The 16449-nt window shown below is 62.7% G+C and carries 12 protein-coding genes; 5 read left to right on the top strand and 7 right to left on the bottom strand.

Translation table 11 applies throughout. From position 1 onward, the window contains the following. Nucleotides 1-43: 43 nt before the first annotated feature. On the bottom strand, nucleotides 44-811 hold the full coding sequence (locus ACYU70_RS12105; RefSeq protein ID WP_342299058.1) for a L,D-transpeptidase family protein: 768 nt from the start codon (nucleotides 809-811) through the stop codon (nucleotides 44-46). A 226-nt stretch (nucleotides 812-1037) separates the two neighbouring features. On the opposite strand from ACYU70_RS12105, the gene ACYU70_RS12100 reads away from it, so the two are divergent. Together ACYU70_RS12100 and ACYU70_RS12095 are read left to right on the top strand one after the other, a co-directional pair. Then, nucleotides 1038-3467, top strand: a complete 2430-nt coding sequence (locus tag ACYU70_RS12100; RefSeq protein ID WP_342299057.1) for a bifunctional YncE family protein/alkaline phosphatase family protein — start codon at nucleotides 1038-1040, stop codon at nucleotides 3465-3467. 203 nt (nucleotides 3468-3670) lie between these two features. Beyond that, on the top strand, nucleotides 3671-4336 hold the full coding sequence (locus ACYU70_RS12095) for a DUF2461 domain-containing protein (protein WP_342299056.1): 666 nt from the start codon (nucleotides 3671-3673) through the stop codon (nucleotides 4334-4336). A 60-nt stretch (nucleotides 4337-4396) separates the two neighbouring features. Here ACYU70_RS12095 and ACYU70_RS12090 read toward each other — a convergent pair whose 3' ends face one another. The 5 genes from ACYU70_RS12090 to ACYU70_RS12070 form a co-directional block, all read right to left on the bottom strand. Continuing rightward, nucleotides 4397-4900 (bottom strand): DUF6702 family protein, encoded by a 504-nt coding sequence (locus tag ACYU70_RS12090; RefSeq protein ID WP_342299055.1) that lies wholly within the window; start codon nucleotides 4898-4900, stop codon nucleotides 4397-4399. 85 nt (nucleotides 4901-4985) lie between these two features. Further along, nucleotides 4986-6332: an RIP metalloprotease RseP gene (gene rseP / locus ACYU70_RS12085; RefSeq protein ID WP_342299053.1), complete on the bottom strand. Its 1347-nt coding sequence runs from the start codon at nucleotides 6330-6332 to the stop codon at nucleotides 4986-4988. A gap of 116 nt (nucleotides 6333-6448) precedes the next feature. Beyond that, a complete protein-coding gene (locus tag ACYU70_RS12080) occupies nucleotides 6449-7621 on the bottom strand; it encodes a 1-deoxy-D-xylulose-5-phosphate reductoisomerase (protein ID WP_342299052.1) in 1173 nt (390 codons plus the stop codon). Nucleotides 7622-7674: 53 nt separating this feature from the next. Then, nucleotides 7675-8385 carry a GAF domain-containing protein gene (locus ACYU70_RS12075; protein ID WP_342299050.1) on the bottom strand — a complete coding sequence of 237 codons (711 nt, stop codon included), beginning with the start codon at nucleotides 8383-8385 and terminating at the stop codon, nucleotides 7675-7677. 206 nt (nucleotides 8386-8591) lie between these two features. Next, complete coding sequence (locus ACYU70_RS12070; RefSeq protein ID WP_342299048.1) at nucleotides 8592-9296, bottom strand: GAF domain-containing protein; 705 nt, start codon at nucleotides 9294-9296, stop codon at nucleotides 8592-8594. Between the two features lie 96 nt (nucleotides 9297-9392). On the opposite strand from ACYU70_RS12070, the gene ACYU70_RS12065 reads away from it, so the two are divergent. From ACYU70_RS12065 to ACYU70_RS12055, 3 genes are all read left to right on the top strand, one after another. Next, nucleotides 9393-10553, top strand: coding sequence for a geranylgeranyl reductase family protein (locus ACYU70_RS12065; RefSeq protein WP_342299046.1), 1161 nt, complete (start codon nucleotides 9393-9395; stop codon nucleotides 10551-10553). Nucleotides 10554-10640: 87 nt separating this feature from the next. Further along, on the top strand, nucleotides 10641-11399 hold the full coding sequence (locus ACYU70_RS12060; RefSeq protein WP_342299044.1) for a helix-turn-helix domain-containing protein: 759 nt from the start codon (nucleotides 10641-10643) through the stop codon (nucleotides 11397-11399). A gap of 32 nt (nucleotides 11400-11431) precedes the next feature. Continuing rightward, nucleotides 11432-12595, top strand: a complete 1164-nt coding sequence (locus tag ACYU70_RS12055; RefSeq protein WP_342299043.1) for an FAD-dependent oxidoreductase — start codon at nucleotides 11432-11434, stop codon at nucleotides 12593-12595. Between the two features lie 242 nt (nucleotides 12596-12837). Here the strand turns inward: ACYU70_RS12055 and ACYU70_RS12050 are convergent, their stop codons facing one another. Next, nucleotides 12838-16302 carry an Ig-like domain-containing protein gene (locus tag ACYU70_RS12050; protein WP_342299042.1) on the bottom strand — a complete coding sequence of 1155 codons (3465 nt, stop codon included), beginning with the start codon at nucleotides 16300-16302 and terminating at the stop codon, nucleotides 12838-12840. Between the last annotated feature and the right edge of the window lie 147 nt (nucleotides 16303-16449).

The raw sequence follows: 16449 nt of genomic DNA, 5'->3' as shown, positions 1-16449 counted from the left end.
CCGCTGAATGGTGCGGCCGGTCAAACTTACGCCCGGCCGGCCGCTACTTACCGGCTACCGCCAGCTGCATCGGCTCTGCCGGCTCGTGGTGCTTTTCAAAATAAGCGTAGCCCGGCAGCAGCCCGCGCCAGAAGGCCAGGTGCGGGCTCGCGGCGTGTTTCGCCAGCTCAACCTCTGTGAGTGGAAACGGGAAAATGTGCACCGGAATCACTGCCTGCCCGGCCGCCCGGGCCGTCACGGCCAGCAAGTACACTTCCTCAATGCCGGCATCGGTGATGGGCAGGCAGCCGATGCTGGCCTCGCCGCCGTGGATGAAAATGTCGCCGCCGGGGTTGGGCTCGCCCAAAGCCAAATCGGCGGCGTTGGGGTAGTTGAGGCCCAGCGAGAGGTGGTAATTGCTCTTGGGATTAAAGCGGTCGATTTCGTAGAAGCCCTCCGGCACCTGGTAGTCGCCGGCCCGGCGCTTGGGGCCGAGCGCGCCCGAGGTAGCCGCCAGCGGGTAGGCGTGGAGCAGCTCAAAGGGCCCGCCGCCCTGGTTGCGGGCCCACACTTCCAACTCCATGCGGGTTTTCACGAGGCGGAACATGATTTCCAGCCGGCGCGGGTCGAGGTAGTGCGTGCGCAGCAGGTGGGCCACGGCCGGGCCGGTAGCCGCTTCGGCCGCCCGCACGCGCGGGAACTGCCGTTGCTGCCGCCAGAAATCTGCCGAATTCGCGCCCGGCAAGCCCTCCGCAGGCGGGGTACAGGACTGGGCCAGCAGCTGAAAAACGGGCAATACCAACAGCACGCAGCACGAAAGTCGACGCAGCATAGAAACAAACCGGAATGAAGAGGGATGCGGCTACAACGGCATTCAGGAGTTTCTATTTTAGCCTAACCATAAAAGTTCGACTGCAGCATCGGTAACGCCCGCGTAATGGGTACGGCGCGGCCCGTCCGCTACCTTCGTGGTGGCTGGTGCGGTGGTTTCTCCGCCCGGCTGCCCGCTTATGCATATTTCAACCAAATACCGCCGTTTTATCCCCATACTGCCGCTTTTGGCGCTGCTCGGTTGCTCCGGCAACCCCAGTACCAAAGCTGCACCCGAAGCCCCCGGCGTGCTGCCCGGCCCCATTGCCGGCACCAGCCAGACCCAGCTTTCCAACGGCTGGAAACTCAGCCCCGCCGGCACCACCACGCCCCTCGGCGACCTCCCCCTGAGCCTGCAAATCAGCCCCGACGGCCGCCTGGCCGCCGTAACCAACGCCGGTTGGGGCGAAAACTCAGTGCAGCTTCTGGATGCCGCCACCGGCCAGGTGCTCGATACCAAAGTGGTGCCCGCCGCCTGGGCCGGCCTCGCCTTCGCGCCCGATGGCCGCACGCTCTACGCCTCTGGCGGGCAGCACAACCGCATTCACTGCTTCCGCATCGAAGGCCAGAAACTACAGCCCGATAGTGCCTTTGTGCTGGGCCAGAAATGGCCGAAACAGAAAATCGGCGTAGCCGGCCTCGCCGTCGATGGCCGCCACAACGTGCTCTACGCCGTGACCCGGGAGGACAATTCTCTGTACACCTTCGACCTGAAAACGCGCCGCATCCTGCGCACCCTCAAGCTGCCCGCCGAAGCCTACGGCACCCTGCTCAGCCCCGACGGCACCAGGCTCTACATCACCCTCTGGGGCGGCCACGCGGTGGCGGTTTACGATACCGAAAAGCAGCAATTACTGGCTTCGATTCCCGTCGAAAGCCACCCCAACGACCTCGCCCTGACCCGCGACGGCCGCCGCTTGTTCGTGGCCAATGCCAACAGCAACTCGGTTTCCGTCATCGATACCCGAGTTGGCCTCGTCATCGAAACGCTGAATACCGCCCTGTTTCCTGCCTCGCCCGCCGGCAGTACGCCCGATGGCCTGACCCTGAGCGCCGATGACTCCCAGCTATTTATTGCCAACGCCGACAACAACTGCCTGGCTGTGTTCGACGTGCGCGAGCCCCGCGCCAGCCGGCCGCTGGGCTTCATCCCCACGGGCTGGTACCCCACGGCGGTGCGCGTGGTTGGCAATCAGCTCCTGATTGCCAACGGCAAAGGCAGCACCTCGAAACCCAACCCCGACGGCCCCAACCCGGTGCGCGACGATGGCGAAAAAGGCAAAGGCTACATCGGCGGGCTGCTGCTCGGCTCGCTCTCGCGCCTGCCTGTGCCCGATGAAAAAGCCCTGGCCGCCTTCTCAGCCCAGGTTTACGCCAACACGCCCTTCACCAAAACCCGCGAAACCGCGCCCGATGTACCCGCCGGCAGCCCCGTGCCGCAGCGCGTGGGGGAGGCTTCGCCCATCAAGCACGTGTTCTACATCATCAAGGAAAACCGCACCTACGACCAAGTGCTGGGCGATTTACCGGCTGGCAACGGTGACGCCAGCCTCTGCCTCTTCCCCGAAAAGGTGACGCCCAACCACCACGCCCTGACGCGGGAGTTTGTGCTGCTCGATAATTTCTATGTGGATGCCGAGGTGAGCGCCGACGGCCACAACTGGAGTACCGCCGCCTACGCGACTGATTTCGTGGAAAAAAGCTGGCCCGGCAACTACAGCGGCCGGGGAGGCGAGTACGATTTCGAGGGCAACCGCGGCGAAGTAGCCGAGCCCAAAGACGGCTTCCTGTGGGACTACTGCCGCCGCGCCGGCCGCAGCTTCCGCAACTACGGCGAGTTTGTGTACAAGGGCAAAGCCAGCCTGCCGGCCATCGCAGGCCACTTTTGCGAAGCCTATGCCGGCTTCGACCTGCATGTGCGCGACGTAGACCGGGAGAAAGTATGGGAGCAGGATTTCGACCAGTTGGTGGCCGCCAACCAGCTGCCCGACCTCAGCATCATCCGCCTGCCCAACGACCACACTTTCGGCGCGCGCAAGGGTGAATTCAGCCCTCTGAGCTACGCCGCCGACAATGACCTCGCCCTCGGCCGCCTCATCGAGCACCTCTCCAAAAGCCCCGTCTGGAAAGAATCGGTGGTGATGGTAGTGGAAGACGACGCCCAGAACGGCCCCGACCACATCGACGCGCACCGCTCCACGGCCTACCTCGTGGGGCCGTATATCCGCCGCCACGCCGTGGTGCACACCGCCTACACCACCTCCGGGATGCTGCGCACGCTGGAGCTCATCCTCGGCCTGCCGCCCATGAGCCAGTACGATGCCGCCGCCCTGCCCCTCTGGGCCTGCTTCACCCCAAAACCCAACTTCAAACCCTACGCCCTGCGCCCCGCCACCACCCCGCAGGACGTGCGCAATACCGCCTTCAACGCCCCCGCCCGCCGCTCCCTCAAGTTCGACATGAGCCGCGAAGACGCCGCCCCCGACCTGGCTTTCAACGAGAATATCTGGCAGGCCATTCGGGGCGAAAACAGTCACATGCCCGCCCCGCGTCGCGCCGCTTTTCTGCGCGAGGCGAAGGCGGAACATGGAGAAGAAGAGGAAGGCGATGATGACTGAGCGAAAACTCCCCTCTTTACCAAGGAGGGGACGCTGCCGCGAAGCGGCAGCTGGGGTGGTTGTAGGCGTTGAATGGTAGCTGGAATACGTCCGAACGAAACCTGGGCGAAGCTGTTCAACGCCACAACCACCCCCGTTTCAGCTTCGCTGAAACATCCCCTCCTTGGTAAGGAGGGGAGTTTACCGCCAACTTCCCCCCGCCCATGCAGCTCAAACCCCTCTTCACCTTCCTCACCGCCCTCACCAAAAACAACGACCGGCCCTGGTTTCAGGAGCGCAAAGCCACCTACGACCAGCTCCGCAAGCAATTCGAGGAAGATGCCGAATTCTGGTATCAGGAACTGGCTAAGCTAGACCCGGGCATCGCCGGCCCCGCCGGCCGCAAAAGCATCTTCCGCATCTACCGCGACGTGCGGTTCAGCAACAACAAAGACCCGTACAAGACGCATTTTTCGGCCTACTTCACCGCCAGCGGCAAGGATATTGAAACGCCCGGCTACTACGTGCAGATTGGTCCAAATGGTAACACGCTCATCGGCGGCGGTTTTTATATGCCCGATAAAACGCAGCTGGCCGCCATTCGCCAGGAAATTGACTACAACGCCGACAAGCTGAAAGCCATTCTGGCCGCGCCCGATTTCCAGCGCTACTTCGGCTCCATGAGCGGCGATAGGCTCAAAAAATCCCCCGCCGCCTATTCCGTCGACCATCCCGAAATCGAGCTATTGAAGCACAAAAGCTTCACCGCTACTCACCTGATGACCGATGCGGAAGTGCTAAGCCACGCCGACTTTCGTGCCCACGTGGTGAATGTATTTGCAGCGATGGTCCCCTTCTGCCAGTTCCTGCGCGGCGCGATTGAGGCGTAGCGCGGACTTTTAGTCCGCGAATTCAACGATTCCATTCGCGGACTAAAAGTCCGCGCTACATCACCAGCCGATGGTTTCCTCCTCGTGGCCGGCGCGGAACAGCGCGCTTTGCTTCTTGCCGTTGGCCTCGATGTTTACGATGTTCATCTGGTCGGCAAAGGTGTCGAGCAGCATGGCCTGACGCAGCTTCACGGCCGTGACCGGGCCCGGCAGGGGGACTTTGCAATAGAACCAGCAGCCGTCGTTTTCGGCTTGCATGCCCAGCACTTGCAGCAGCAGGGGCTTGCCGCTCGTCACGCTCACCTGCAAAGTGCGCTGGAAGTACGCCGTGGCCAGCACCAGCGGGCGCGGCCCCGCATCGGTGAGGTTCACACGGGTGGGCTGGCCCTGCGAAATCGCCTTTTCGAAGTCATCAACGAAGACTTTGACCGAAATCTCCAACTGCTTTTTGGCCGCGTTGTAGCGCAGCTCCGTGATGGTGGAGTGGTAGGCGTGGAGCGCCGGCGCGGCCCCGGCCAGCGGAAACAGCAGCAGCGCAGCGGCGAGAAGGGTGAGCAGGCGCATGGGAAAGAAACTGATTGAGTGAAAAAAAGAACGTCATGCTTCGACTTCGCGCAGCATGACGTTCTGGATAACCTATCGGTTCCGTTTAGTGGAACAGCTTCATCACCTGCTTGAACACGATGACATACGCCATCAGAGCCAGAATCAGGACCGTGCCCACGCGCTGGGCACCTTCCAGAAACTTATCCGACGGCTTGCGGCGCAGAATCATTTCGTAGAGAAGGAACACCACGTGGCCGCCATCGAGGGCCGGAATGGGCAGCAGGTTCATGAAAGCCAGCACCATGCTCAGGCCACCGGCCAGGCCCCAGAAATGCTGCCAATCCCAGATGCCACCGAACTGCTGTGCGATTTCAACCGGCCCGCCCAGGCTTTCCGAAGCCGAAGCTTCGCCCTTGAAAATCTTGCCGAAGGCGCGCGCCTGCAAGCCAATCACCCCAAACGCCTTGCTCACGCCCTGCGGAATGGACTCGGCCAGCGTGTACTTGCGGGTGCCGAGCTGCAAAGTCGATTTGCGCTCAAACCCGATGCGGCCCGAGCTGGTGACGGTAATATTCAGCGTGAGGGGCTGGCCGCCGCGCTGCACCATTACGGGCACGGTTTTGTCCTTGTTGGCCAGCAACACGGCCTGGAGCTCGTCGAAAAACTGCACCGGCTGGCCGGCCACGTTCGTGATGACGTCGCCCACTTGCAGGCCGGCTTTGGCAGCGTTGCCGCCCGGCGTCACGCGGTCCACGGCGAAGGTTTCGCGGGGGCGCACCAGCAGGCTGTCGGCGCTTTGCTTGCCAAATTTGTCGAGGAAGTTTTTCGGGATTTTGATGTCGGCCAACTGGCCGTTGCGCTCCACGGTGTAGTAGGAGTTGTCGCCCATGATGACCTCGGGCTTGTACACGTCATCAAATTCATCGAACGGCCGGCCGTTGATTTTTACGATTTTATCGCCGGTGCGGAAGCCGATTTCGCGGCCCAGGCCGTTGGGCAAGATGCCGTAGCGGGCCTCCGAAGCCGGCAGAAACGTGTCGCCATAGTGAAACGTCATTGCCCCGAAAATGATGATGCCCAGAATCACGTTCATGATGATGCCGCCGAGCATCACCAGCAGGCGCTGCCAGGCGGGCTTGCCCCGGAATTCGTCGGGCTGCGGCGGGCCGGCCAGGGCCGAGGCGTCCTGCGTCTCGTCAATCATGCCGTGAATCTGCACGTAGCCGCCCAGCGGAAACCAGCCAATGCCATATTCCGTCTCGCCAATCTTCTTTTTCAGAAGCGCGAAGTTGGCCACGTTGGGCATCGGAAACAGAAAGTCGAAGAAGATGTAGAACTTATCGACCCGGATTTTAAAGAGCTTGGCGAAGGCGAAATGGCCGAATTCGTGCAAGCCAACGAGGATAGAAAGGGCCAGCACAAGCTGGCCAATCATGGTGAGGATAGCCAAGGGGGAAATTGAATTATGAATTAGAAATTATGAATTATGAATTGGGAAATACGAATCGAATTGAGAAGCCATAAGCTGCCTGGAGCAGCTAAGCGCAAACTCATAATTCATAATTTCTAATTCATAATTAATTGCGCAGCAATCCGCCGCGTTTCCGCGTCGGTAGCCACCAGGTCGGCCAATATCGGCTCTGCAAGGTACGATACCCGCGCCAGGCACTCGGCCACGAGGTCCGACATTTGACGGAAGCCGACCTGCTCCCGCAAAAATGCGGCCACGGCCACTTCGTTGGCGGCGTTGAGGACGCAGGGCGCGTTGCCACCCCGCCGCATGGCCCCGAAGGCCAGCTCCAGGTTGGGAAACGCGGCCCGGTCGGGCGCTTCAAAGGTGAGCGTGGGGTAGTCGAGAAAGGAGAAGCGCGGGAAGGTGTTGGCCAGCCGCTGCGGGTAACCCAGCGCGTACTGAATGGGCAGCTTCATATCGGGCAGGCCGAGCTGGGCTTTCAGCGAGCCGTCCTCGAACTGCACCAGCGAATGCACGATGCTTTGGGGATGCACCACCACGTCAATCTGCTCATTGGTCAGCCCAAATAGCCACTTGGCTTCGATAACTTCGAGGCCCTTGTTCATGAGCGAAGCCGAATCGATGGTGATTTTGGCGCCCATGTCCCAGTTAGGGTGTTTCAGGGCCTGGGCCTTGGTCACGGCCTCCATTTGCTGGGCGGTGCGGCCCCGGAACGGGCCACCCGAGGCCGTGAGAATGATTTTCTCGATGGGGTTGGCATCCTCGCCCACCAGGCACTGGAAGATGGCGGAGTGCTCCGAATCGACGGGCAGCAGGCGCACGTTGTGCTGCTTGATGAGGCTGGTAATCAGCTCGCCGGCTACCACCAGCGTTTCCTTGTTGGCGAGGGCAATGTCCTTGCCGGCCCGGATGGCGGCCACCGTGGGCAGCAGCCCGGCGTAGCCCATGAGGGCGGTGAGCACGATGTCGATTTCGGGTCGCGTCACCACTTCGGCCAGGGCGGCGGTGCCGGCCAGGACTTCGGTTTCGGGCTGGTCGGCCAGGGCGGCCTTCAGGGATTGGTAGCAGCTTTCATCGCCGATAACCACGGCGGCAGGCAGAAACTCGCGGGCCTGCTGCGCTAGCAACTCCCACTGCCGCTGCGCACTCAGCACCGCCACCCGGAACCGGCCCGACTGCTGCCGCACCACTTCCAGCGCCTGCGTGCCAATGGAACCCGTCGCGCCGAGCAGCGCCAGCGTTTTTACCTTCTTTTCTTCAAGCATAATGATGAAACACGGAAACGGCGCAAAAGTACGCCGCCCCCGCGCTCACTGGCCTACACTCGTTTGAGCGTGGCCGTCACAAACTGGTCGACAATGCCCGCAATGGCCTTCACCTCGGCTACCACGGGCTCGGTGAGCTGGGCGGTGCCGCCGGGAGGCGTGGTGCGCTCGGCCAGGGCGGTGAGGCGGGAAAGCTGCCCGCCGATGGCCTGGTACACGGGGTTCCAGAGCACGGCGGTGCTGTCGGCGTGGGCACCCAGGATGCGGCGCAGCTCCAGTAGGCGCATCACTAGGCCGGCCAGCGTGGCCAGCAGGGCGCGCTCGACGGGCGAAAACTGCCGGGGCGGGCCGTCGTACACGCACAGCGAGCCGAGGTTGTAGCCCTCGGGCGTGCGCAGGTTGTGGCCGGCGTAAAAGCTCAGGCCCAATTGCTGAAGCAGGGAAATATCGACGCCGGGGGCGCTGGCCAGGTTCATGTTTTCATACACCGCCGTGTCATCCTGCAAAATGGTGGCCGAGCACATGCTTTGCCCGCGCGGCACGCGCTCAATGGCTACCGGCAGGTTGTAGGGTGCTTTCACCAGCACCTCATCTTTCTCCACAATGGACAGCATGGCGTTGGAAACGCCGAAGAGCCGGGCGGTGGCGGCTACCACATCATCCAGAACTTTTTCGCTGCGTGCATCCAGCAAATGGTAGCCTTCGAGGGCGTGGAGGCGGGCTGCGTCGTTGGCCGGTATCAGGGAAATAGAATTATCAACCAAAATAGAATAGGTAAAAGGGCGCGGCCAGTAAGAAGCAAATGGTTCTGGTGGGCCGGTAGGCAGGTGCGTACCGCCGAGCTGTCAGGTACTGCTTGTACCGCTGGCAGGGGGCCAGGGTTGCGCGATTGTGCCGTGAAGATGTAGGGGTTTTCAGCCCTAACCCCAACCAGCCCGGGATAATTCGGCGGGGAGCGGCAAACCGGGCGCTACTTGCGGCGCAGGGTGCCGGCCACCAGCTGGTCGAGGTTGGCCACGATGCTGCCGGCCTCTTGCGCCACGGCCGGGGCGAGCGGGCCATCGGGCGGTACCGTGTGCCGGGCCAGGTCATTGAGTACCGCCAGCTGCTCGCTCATGCTGCGGTAGATGGGACCCCACAGCAGCGCCGTGAGGCCGGAATGCGGCCCCATAATGCGTCGTAGCTCCAACAGGTGCATTACCAGAGCGGCCAGCTGGCTCAGCAGGTGGCGCTCGGTGGGCGGGAAGTGCCGGGGCGGGCCATCGAAGAGGCAGAGCGTGCCGATGTTGTGGCCCTCGGACGTGCGCAGGTTGTGGCCGGCGTAGAAATGCAGTCCCAGCTGCAGAATCAGGGAAATATCGACGCCCGGCGCACTTCTTTGGGTGAGGTCTTCGAATACAGCCGTCTCATTTTGCAGGATGGTGGCCGAGCACAGGCTTTGCTCGCGCGGCAGGCGTTCGAGGGGCACCGGCAGGTTGTAAGGAGCCTTGAGCAGTACCGTGGTGCCCTCCACCATGGTCAGCATGGCGTTGGAAACCCGGAACAGATGGGCGGTGGCGGCCACCACATCGTCGAGGATTTGTTCGCGGTGCGCGTCCAGCAGCTGGTAACGGCTGAGGGCCTGGAGGCGGGCCGCGTCATCGGCCGGAAGCAGAATGTTCGGTAGAGCAGTCAAGGCCGGGAGCTGAAGTGTGAATGAATGTACGCAAAATCGCCGGAAATGTGGTGGGGCAGCAGGAGCCGCCCAAGCGTGGCTGCTACCTTTGGCCCCGTGCCTGTTTCTTCCCCATTTGATTACGACGTGGCCATTGTCGGAGCCGGTCCGGCCGGTACCGCTTGCGCCCTGGCCTTGCGCCAAAGCGGCCTGCGCGTGGCCCTGCTGGACAAAGCCCAATTTCCCCGTGATAAAGTGTGCGGCGACGCCATTCCCGGCCACGCCTTCAAGGCCCTGCGCCAGCTCGACCCGGCGTTTGTGGAGGCGCTCTGGCAGCTCCAGCCGCGCGATGATGTGCGCGACTCCCGCTTGGTAGCGCCCAGCGGGGCCAGCCTCACGCTGCAATGGAAGCTGCCCAGCTTCAACAGCCCCCGCGAAACGTTTGACGCGGCATTACTCGAATTAGTACGAAAGAATTCGACCACCGAAATTCTCGAAAACACCGGCCTCAAAACCCTGCAGATTGAGCCCGACCACGCCCGCCTCACCACCACCGATGGTCGCGAAATCACCGCCCAGCTAGTTATAGGCTGCGATGGAGCCAATTCTGCCGTGGGCCGCAAGCTGCTGCCCGCACCGCTCGACCGCGCCCACCACTGCGCCGGCGTGCGGGCCTACTACGAAAACGTGGCCGGCGCCAGCAGCGGCACCACCGAGTTTTTCCTCAGCAGCGACTACCTGGCGGGCTACGTCTGGCTGTTTCCCGTGGGCGTGGGCCGCTATAATGTAGGCCTGGGCATGCTGTCTGAAGTGGTGGCGAAGCACAAAGTCGACCTCAAGGAAGTGATGACGAAAATGCTGGCCACGCACCCCGAACTGGCCGGCCGCTTTGCGGAGGCGCGGCAGTTGGGGCCCATTGTGGGGTTTGGTTTGCCGCTAGGTGGCGGACGCACGCGGCCCATCAGTGGTACGCGGTTCATACTGTGTGGCGACGCGGCTTCCCTGATTGACCCCTTGCAGGGCCACGGCATCGACACGGCTATTCAGAGTGGCATCCTGGCTGGGGCGCAGGCGGCGGCGTGCTTTGCAAAGCAGGATTTCAGCGCCGGATTTATGCAGGAATACGATGCCCAGGTAGCCCACAAAATCGGCCGCAAGCTGGCCAAAAGCTACCGCCTCATGCGCTTTCTCAGCAACAAGGCGTGGCTGGTGGACACGGCTGTGCGCCTGGCCCGCGTGCCGGGGCTGAAGCCGTGGGTGCAGCGGGCGATAGGGTAGGAGGCCGCGGCAACGGGCCGAAAATGAAGTATCTGGCCGGGCTATTCGTCGGTACCTGGCAAACCTCTTCAACCCCAACGCGCCCCAATGGCCTTCAGTGATATTGAGTACCGGGCGGTACCGCCGCCGCCAGCGCTGGCGGAATTTGTGGAGAGCTTCTGGATGCTCATCAATCATTCGGATGACGCGCAGCCGGTGGTTATCGTGCCCGACGGGCGCATTGATGTGTTTTTTGCCTTGTCGGCCACCGAGCCCTACCACGTTACGCTGCTGGGCCTGCAAAACCGGCCCGATGCCCAAACCATTCTGCCGCGTACCACCATGTTTGCCATTAGCTGGCGGCTGCTGGCGGCCGATTGCCTGCTGCCCGTGCCGGTGGCCGACTTGCTGGACGGCGGTTGCCACCTGCCGCCGGATTTCTTGGGCATGAGCGCCGAGGACCTGAGGGATTTCGATGGCTTCTGCGCCAGGGTGGCGGCCCGGATTACGCCCCTGCTGCCCGCCAAAATCGACCCGCGCCACCGCCGGCTATTCGACCTGCTCTACGCTTCCGACGGCGGCCTCACCGTGGAGGCGCTGGCCACGGCGGCGGGCTGGAGCAGCCGGCAAATCAACCGCTACTTCACCCGCCAGTTCGGCCTTTCGCTGAAGGCTTACGGCAACATTCTGCGCTTCCGGGCTTCGCTGCCGCAGCTGCGGGAGGGCCGGCTGTTTCCGGAGGAAAACTTTGCTGACCAGGCGCATTTCATCCGCGAAATCCGGAAATACACGGGCGTGGCGCCGAAGGAGTTAGCGCGGAACAAAAACGACCGATTTATTCAATTATCCGCTTTGCCGAAGAAATAATTTTGGCCTGAAATCAACCAGATAATTCAGCCATGTTACTTCGTAATAAGCAAGTTGCAATCGTGGGCGGTGGCCCCGGCGGCCTCACCCTGGCCCGCCTGCTCGAGCAAAGCGGCGCCTCAGTAAAAGTGTACGAGCGCGACCTCAGCCGCCACGGCCGGGTGCAGGGCGCCACCCTCGACCTGCACCACGAATCGGGCCTGGCCGCCCTGCGCGCCGCCGGCCTGCTCGACGCCTTCCGGGCCCATTACCGGCCGGGAGCCGACCGCCTGCGCCTCACCGACCAGCACGCCACCATCGTGCTCGACGACCACGCCGAAGCGCAAGCCGCCACGTTTGGCGACGCCCATTTCCGGCCCGAAATCGACCGGGGGCCGCTGCGCGAGCTGCTGCTCGACTCGCTGCAACCCGATACGGTGGTTTGGAACCGCCAGCTGGTAGCCATGCAGCGGCTGGGTGCGGGTTGGGAAATGACTTTTCAGGACGGCACCACGGCGGTGGCCGACCTCGTTGTGGGAGCCGATGGCGCCAATTCGAAAATTCGTCCGGTGCTGACACCCATCCGGCCTTTCTACTCGGGTGTGACGGTGGTGGAGGGTAGCCTGCCCAACTCGGCGCAGCACGCGCCCCGCCTGCACGAGCTGGTACGGGGTGGAAAAGTCTTTGCAATGGGCGATGTAAAAACCCTCATTATCAGTGCAAAGGGCGATGGCAGCCTGGCTTTTTATACCGGCTGCAAAACGACCGAAACCTGGGCTCGCAACAGCGGCATCGACTTCACAAGCGCGGCCGAAATGCTGGCCTGGTTCCGGCAGGAGTTTGCCGGTTGGGATGCCATCTGGCAGGAGCTATTTGCCAGTGAGGCTACGTATTGCGTGCCCCGCCCCCAATACTGCATGCCGCTGGACCAAACCTGGCCCGCCCAGCCCAACCTCACCCTGCTCGGCGACGCCGCCCACCTCATGCCGCCCTACGCCGGCGAAGGCGTGAATATGGCCATGCTCGACGCCCTCGAACTAAGCCAGTGCCTCACCAGCAACCAGTTCCCGGACCTGCAAGCCGCCATCGGCCACTACGAACAACACATGCGTGAGCGCGCCGCCACCGTCGCCGCCGAGACGTTGGAGCAAACGGAGGCCCTGCATTCGCCGGGAGCGTTGGCGCAGTTGGTAGGGCTGTTCAGCGGAGTCGCTTAGACCCGCGCTGAAATTCAGTCTGACGGGTTGCGTTCCACTCGCAATAATGGTTATCGCACGACCGGCCTCTCGAAATGGCCCATATTGTGCGCCGGACCATATTCCTGTTGCAAGAATGGCCGTGGCTAACAGCAAATGAGCGGGTGGCTTAGTAGCCACCCGCTCATCGGGTTCTTCAAATTTGGGCAAGAACCCGCCGATTCCAGACAAGCCCTGAACCGTGACTGGTCTGCCTGAAAAGCCTAGCGGCTTATTACCAAGCGCTTGGTTAGTACGGTATTGTCCGTGGTTACCTTCACCAGGTAGATGCCATTGGCCAGGGTGCCGGCCGCAATGTCGACCGATACGGGCTGGCCGCTGGCGGCACGGCCGGTGCTCAGGGTGCTAATCCGGGAGCCTTTCATATCGTACAGCGCAACCGTGTAGGCGCTGGTTTGCGCCATGCTGAAGGCCAGCACTGCGCTGCCCTGGCCCAGCGGGTTGGGGTGCAGGGTGCCCGTGGCCAGCGCCGTGGCGGCCGTCGTGGCCGTGGCGATGCTGCCGCAGCTGGTGCCCACGATGTAGGTGTGCGGGGTGGCAGCCGAGTTGTTCTGCGGCCCATTAGCGCCCACTTGGTAAGTGAAGTACACGCTCGTGACCACGCCGGTGGCAATGGCCTTGGTGAAGGTAAAGTCGCCGGCGGCATTGCGCGTCATGGGGTAGCCGGGGTAAGCCCCTACGCTGCCTTCCCGGATGTAAATCAGGGCCAGGTTGCCGCCTGCCGTGGCCCCAATGGGGTGGAAGGTGTAAGTCACGTCGGGGCCAATGGTTTCGGCGCGGAAGCTGTAGTCGGCGGTGGTGGCGCACGAGCCGTCGGTGCTGCGCACCATGATGGTCACGGCGGCCGAGGTGGCGGTGGTGCCACTGTTGTCGGTGGCCACGGCCGTCAGAATGTAGGTGCCGGTCACCACGCCCGTCCAGGCGTATGTGTAGGGCGCGGTGAGGTCTTCGCCCAGCTTGGTGCTGCCCTGGTAGAATTCGACTTTGCTCACCGTGCCGTCGGCATCTGCCGCCGTGGCAGCCAGGTTCACGGTGGCCGGTGAGGTAAAGGTGGCCGTGGCCGTGGGTGCGGTCAGGCTCACGGTAGGCGGGGCGTTGTTGGGGCCGCCGCCGGTGCACAGCGTGCCCACGGTGTAGCTATGCGGGGTGCTTTGCGTGTTGTGCTGCGGGCCGCCTGCGCCCACCTCATAAGTGAAGTAGAAGGTGGTGACCACGCCGGTGGCAATGGGACGGGTGAAGGTAAAGTCGCCGGCCGCGTTGCGCACCATGGTATAGCCGGGGAAGGCCCCCACGCTGCCCTCGCGGATGAAGATGATGGCCAGGTTACCGCCCGCCGTGGCGCCCAGCGGATGGAAGGTGTAGGTCACGTCGGGGCCGCTGGTAAATACCTCGTAGCGGTATTCGCCGTTGGCGGCCGTGTTCACGCACGGAATGGCCCGCACGGTCAGTGCTACCGCCGCCGAAGTGGTGGCGTAGCCATCAACCGCCGTGGCTTTGGCCGTGAGCGAGTACGCGCCCGGCCCGATGCCGGTCCAGGCGTAGGAGTAAGGGGCGGTGAGGTCTTCGCCCAGCTTGGTGCTGCCCTGGAAGAACTCCACCTTGGCAATGGGGCTGTTGGTGTCGGCCGCGTCGGCCGTAATGGTCACGCTGGCCGGGGCCGTCAGGCTGGTGCCACTGGCCGGGGCCGTGATGCTCACCGTGGGTACAATGGGGTCGGCCACGGTAATGCTCACGGCCGCCGAAGTGGCGGTGAGGCCGCCGGTATCGGTGGTGCGGGCCGTGATGCTGTAGCTGCCCACTGGCGCGCCGGCCCAGGTGTAGCTGTAGGGCGCGGTGAAGTCGGTGGCCAGCAGCGTGGTGCCCTGGAAAAACTCCACCTTATAAATACCCCCGCCGGTATCGGTAGCATCGGCGCTGAGCGTGATGCTGGCGGGTGTGAGGAAATTGGCATTGGCTGCGGGCGCAGTCAGGCTGACGGTCGGGGCCGTGTTGCCGGCCGCCGCCACGTACACCGTCACGGGGCTCGACGTGGTGGTCGCGCCCTCGTCGTCAGTAGCTTTAGCCGTGATGACGTACACCCCGGCCGGTGCCCCCGTCCAGGTATATACATAGGGTGCGGTGAGGTCTTCGCCCAGCTTGGTGGTGCCCTCGAAGAACTCCACTTTACTCACCGTGCCGTTGGCATCGGCCGCCGTGGCGGTGAGAGATATGCTGGCCGGCAGGGTGATAATGGCGTTCGGGGCCGGGGCGGTCAGGCTCACCGTGGGGGGCGGGTTGGCCGCCACGCCGCCGGTGTAGCGCACGTCGTCGAAGTAGAAATCGGCCGGGCCGGTGGCCGGGTCGCCGGCAAACATAAACAGCCCGTTCATCGACACCAGGTCGATGTGCATGCCCATGCTAGGCTGATTGAAGGTGCTGAGCGGAATCGTGACCTCGTGCCAGCTGCCGTCGCGCACCAGGCCGTACTGGGTCGAGCCGGCCGGGAAATTCACCCAGCTCTCGCCGTGGCCGCTTTTCACGCCCACCTTAAACTGCCCGGTATAAGTCGTCTTGAACTGAAACTTCAACGAGCCGTTGGCGAAATTGCCCAGATTTTTCACCACGTTGTCGACCCCCATGCCGAACCAGTTGCCGGCGTTGGCGTGCACCGCCAGCACGTCCTGCCCCTCGAAGGGCACCGGTGCGGGCGTGGTGATATTGGTCAGGTTGTTCCAGTAGTAGAGGTTGGCATCCACGCCGTCGAAGGCCAGCTTATCGGTAATGGTGGTGCGCTCCGACAGCACGCCGTAGTCGCCGGCAAAGGCATGGTTCTTACCGATATATAGCTCGTCGCCGGGGTTCTGGTACAGGCGCAGGTAGTCGACCAGCATGGCCGAAGGCAGCGGGGCCGTGATGTCGCCAGGGCTCATCTTGCCCGTGTACACGCCGCCCACGGCCAGGTTCAGCAGGATGAACTCGGGCCGGTGAAACTCCTCCATGTCGGGGTCGGTGATGTTCTGGCTGAAATACTGCACGTTATCAATGAATACCTTGATTTCGGTGGCCGTCCACTGCAGCTTGTATACATGGTAGACATCGGTGAGTGGGGTAGTGCTCTGGTGCAGCTGGCTCACGAAATCGTGCGCGCCGTTGTTCTGCCAGTGTAGGGCAGCGCCGGCCCAGTTGTTCACGTTGCTGGGGTAGGAAGCTGCGCTGCCCATCTCCATCATGTCGATTTCGCCGCTGGCAGGCCAGTTGCCGGTCGCGCCCAGCATCCAGAAGGCTGGCCACAGCCCGTTTTGCAGGTTCGTCACCTTAATGCGGGCTTCCAGGGTGCCGTATTTGAAGTGCACGCGGCCCAGCGTTTTCAGGCGGGCCGAGGTAAAGTCCTTGCCCTGAAAGGCTTCGCGCTTGGCCTCGATGCGTAGGTTGCCGTTATCGATGCGAGCGTTGTCGGGCCGGCTGGTGTAATACTCCAGCTCCTGGTTGCCCCAGCCACAGAGGTTACGCTCACAGCCATCGCCGAAGTCAAACGTCCACGTATCGGGGTCGATGGTCGTGCCGTTGAAGTTCTCTTCCCAGACGAGGGTTTGGGCCGAAACGGCCCGGCTGCCGAGGCATAGCAGCAGGAGCAGCAGCCACCGGCCGGCAGTGCGTGAAGCGCCAAGAGGGTAATGGAATAAATTCATCAGCAATTGTGGGTGGGAAAAAAGAGATGAGAAACTGAAAAAAAAATGAGCGGAGATTGGAAAAAAACACTTGAGCAGGTTGCCATGAACGGTGTGGCAGAGGCTCCGATGGGAAGTATTTTGTTTTATGATTATTCTAATTTATTG

The organism is Hymenobacter segetis, from assembly GCF_054776495.1.
This window is presented reverse-complemented; position numbering and strand designations above follow the sequence as displayed.

Coding starts and splice junctions, on each gene's coding strand:
- ACYU70_RS12105 (WP_342299058.1), bottom strand. CDS start 811: ATGCTGCGTCGACTTTCGTGCTGCGTGCTGTTGGTATTGCCCGTTTTT.
- ACYU70_RS12095 (WP_342299056.1), top strand. CDS start 3,671: ATGCAGCTCAAACCCCTCTTCACCTTCCTCACCGCCCTCACCAAAAAC.
- ACYU70_RS12090 (WP_342299055.1), bottom strand. CDS start 4,900: ATGCGCCTGCTCACCCTTCTCGCCGCTGCGCTGCTGCTGTTTCCGCTG.
- ACYU70_RS12080 (WP_342299052.1), bottom strand. CDS start 7,621: ATGCTTGAAGAAAAGAAGGTAAAAACGCTGGCGCTGCTCGGCGCGACG.
- ACYU70_RS12060 (WP_342299044.1), top strand. CDS start 10,641: ATGGCCTTCAGTGATATTGAGTACCGGGCGGTACCGCCGCCGCCAGCG.
- ACYU70_RS12055 (WP_342299043.1), top strand. CDS start 11,432: ATGTTACTTCGTAATAAGCAAGTTGCAATCGTGGGCGGTGGCCCCGGC.
- ACYU70_RS12050 (WP_342299042.1), bottom strand. CDS start 16,302: ATGAATTTATTCCATTACCCTCTTGGCGCTTCACGCACTGCCGGCCGG.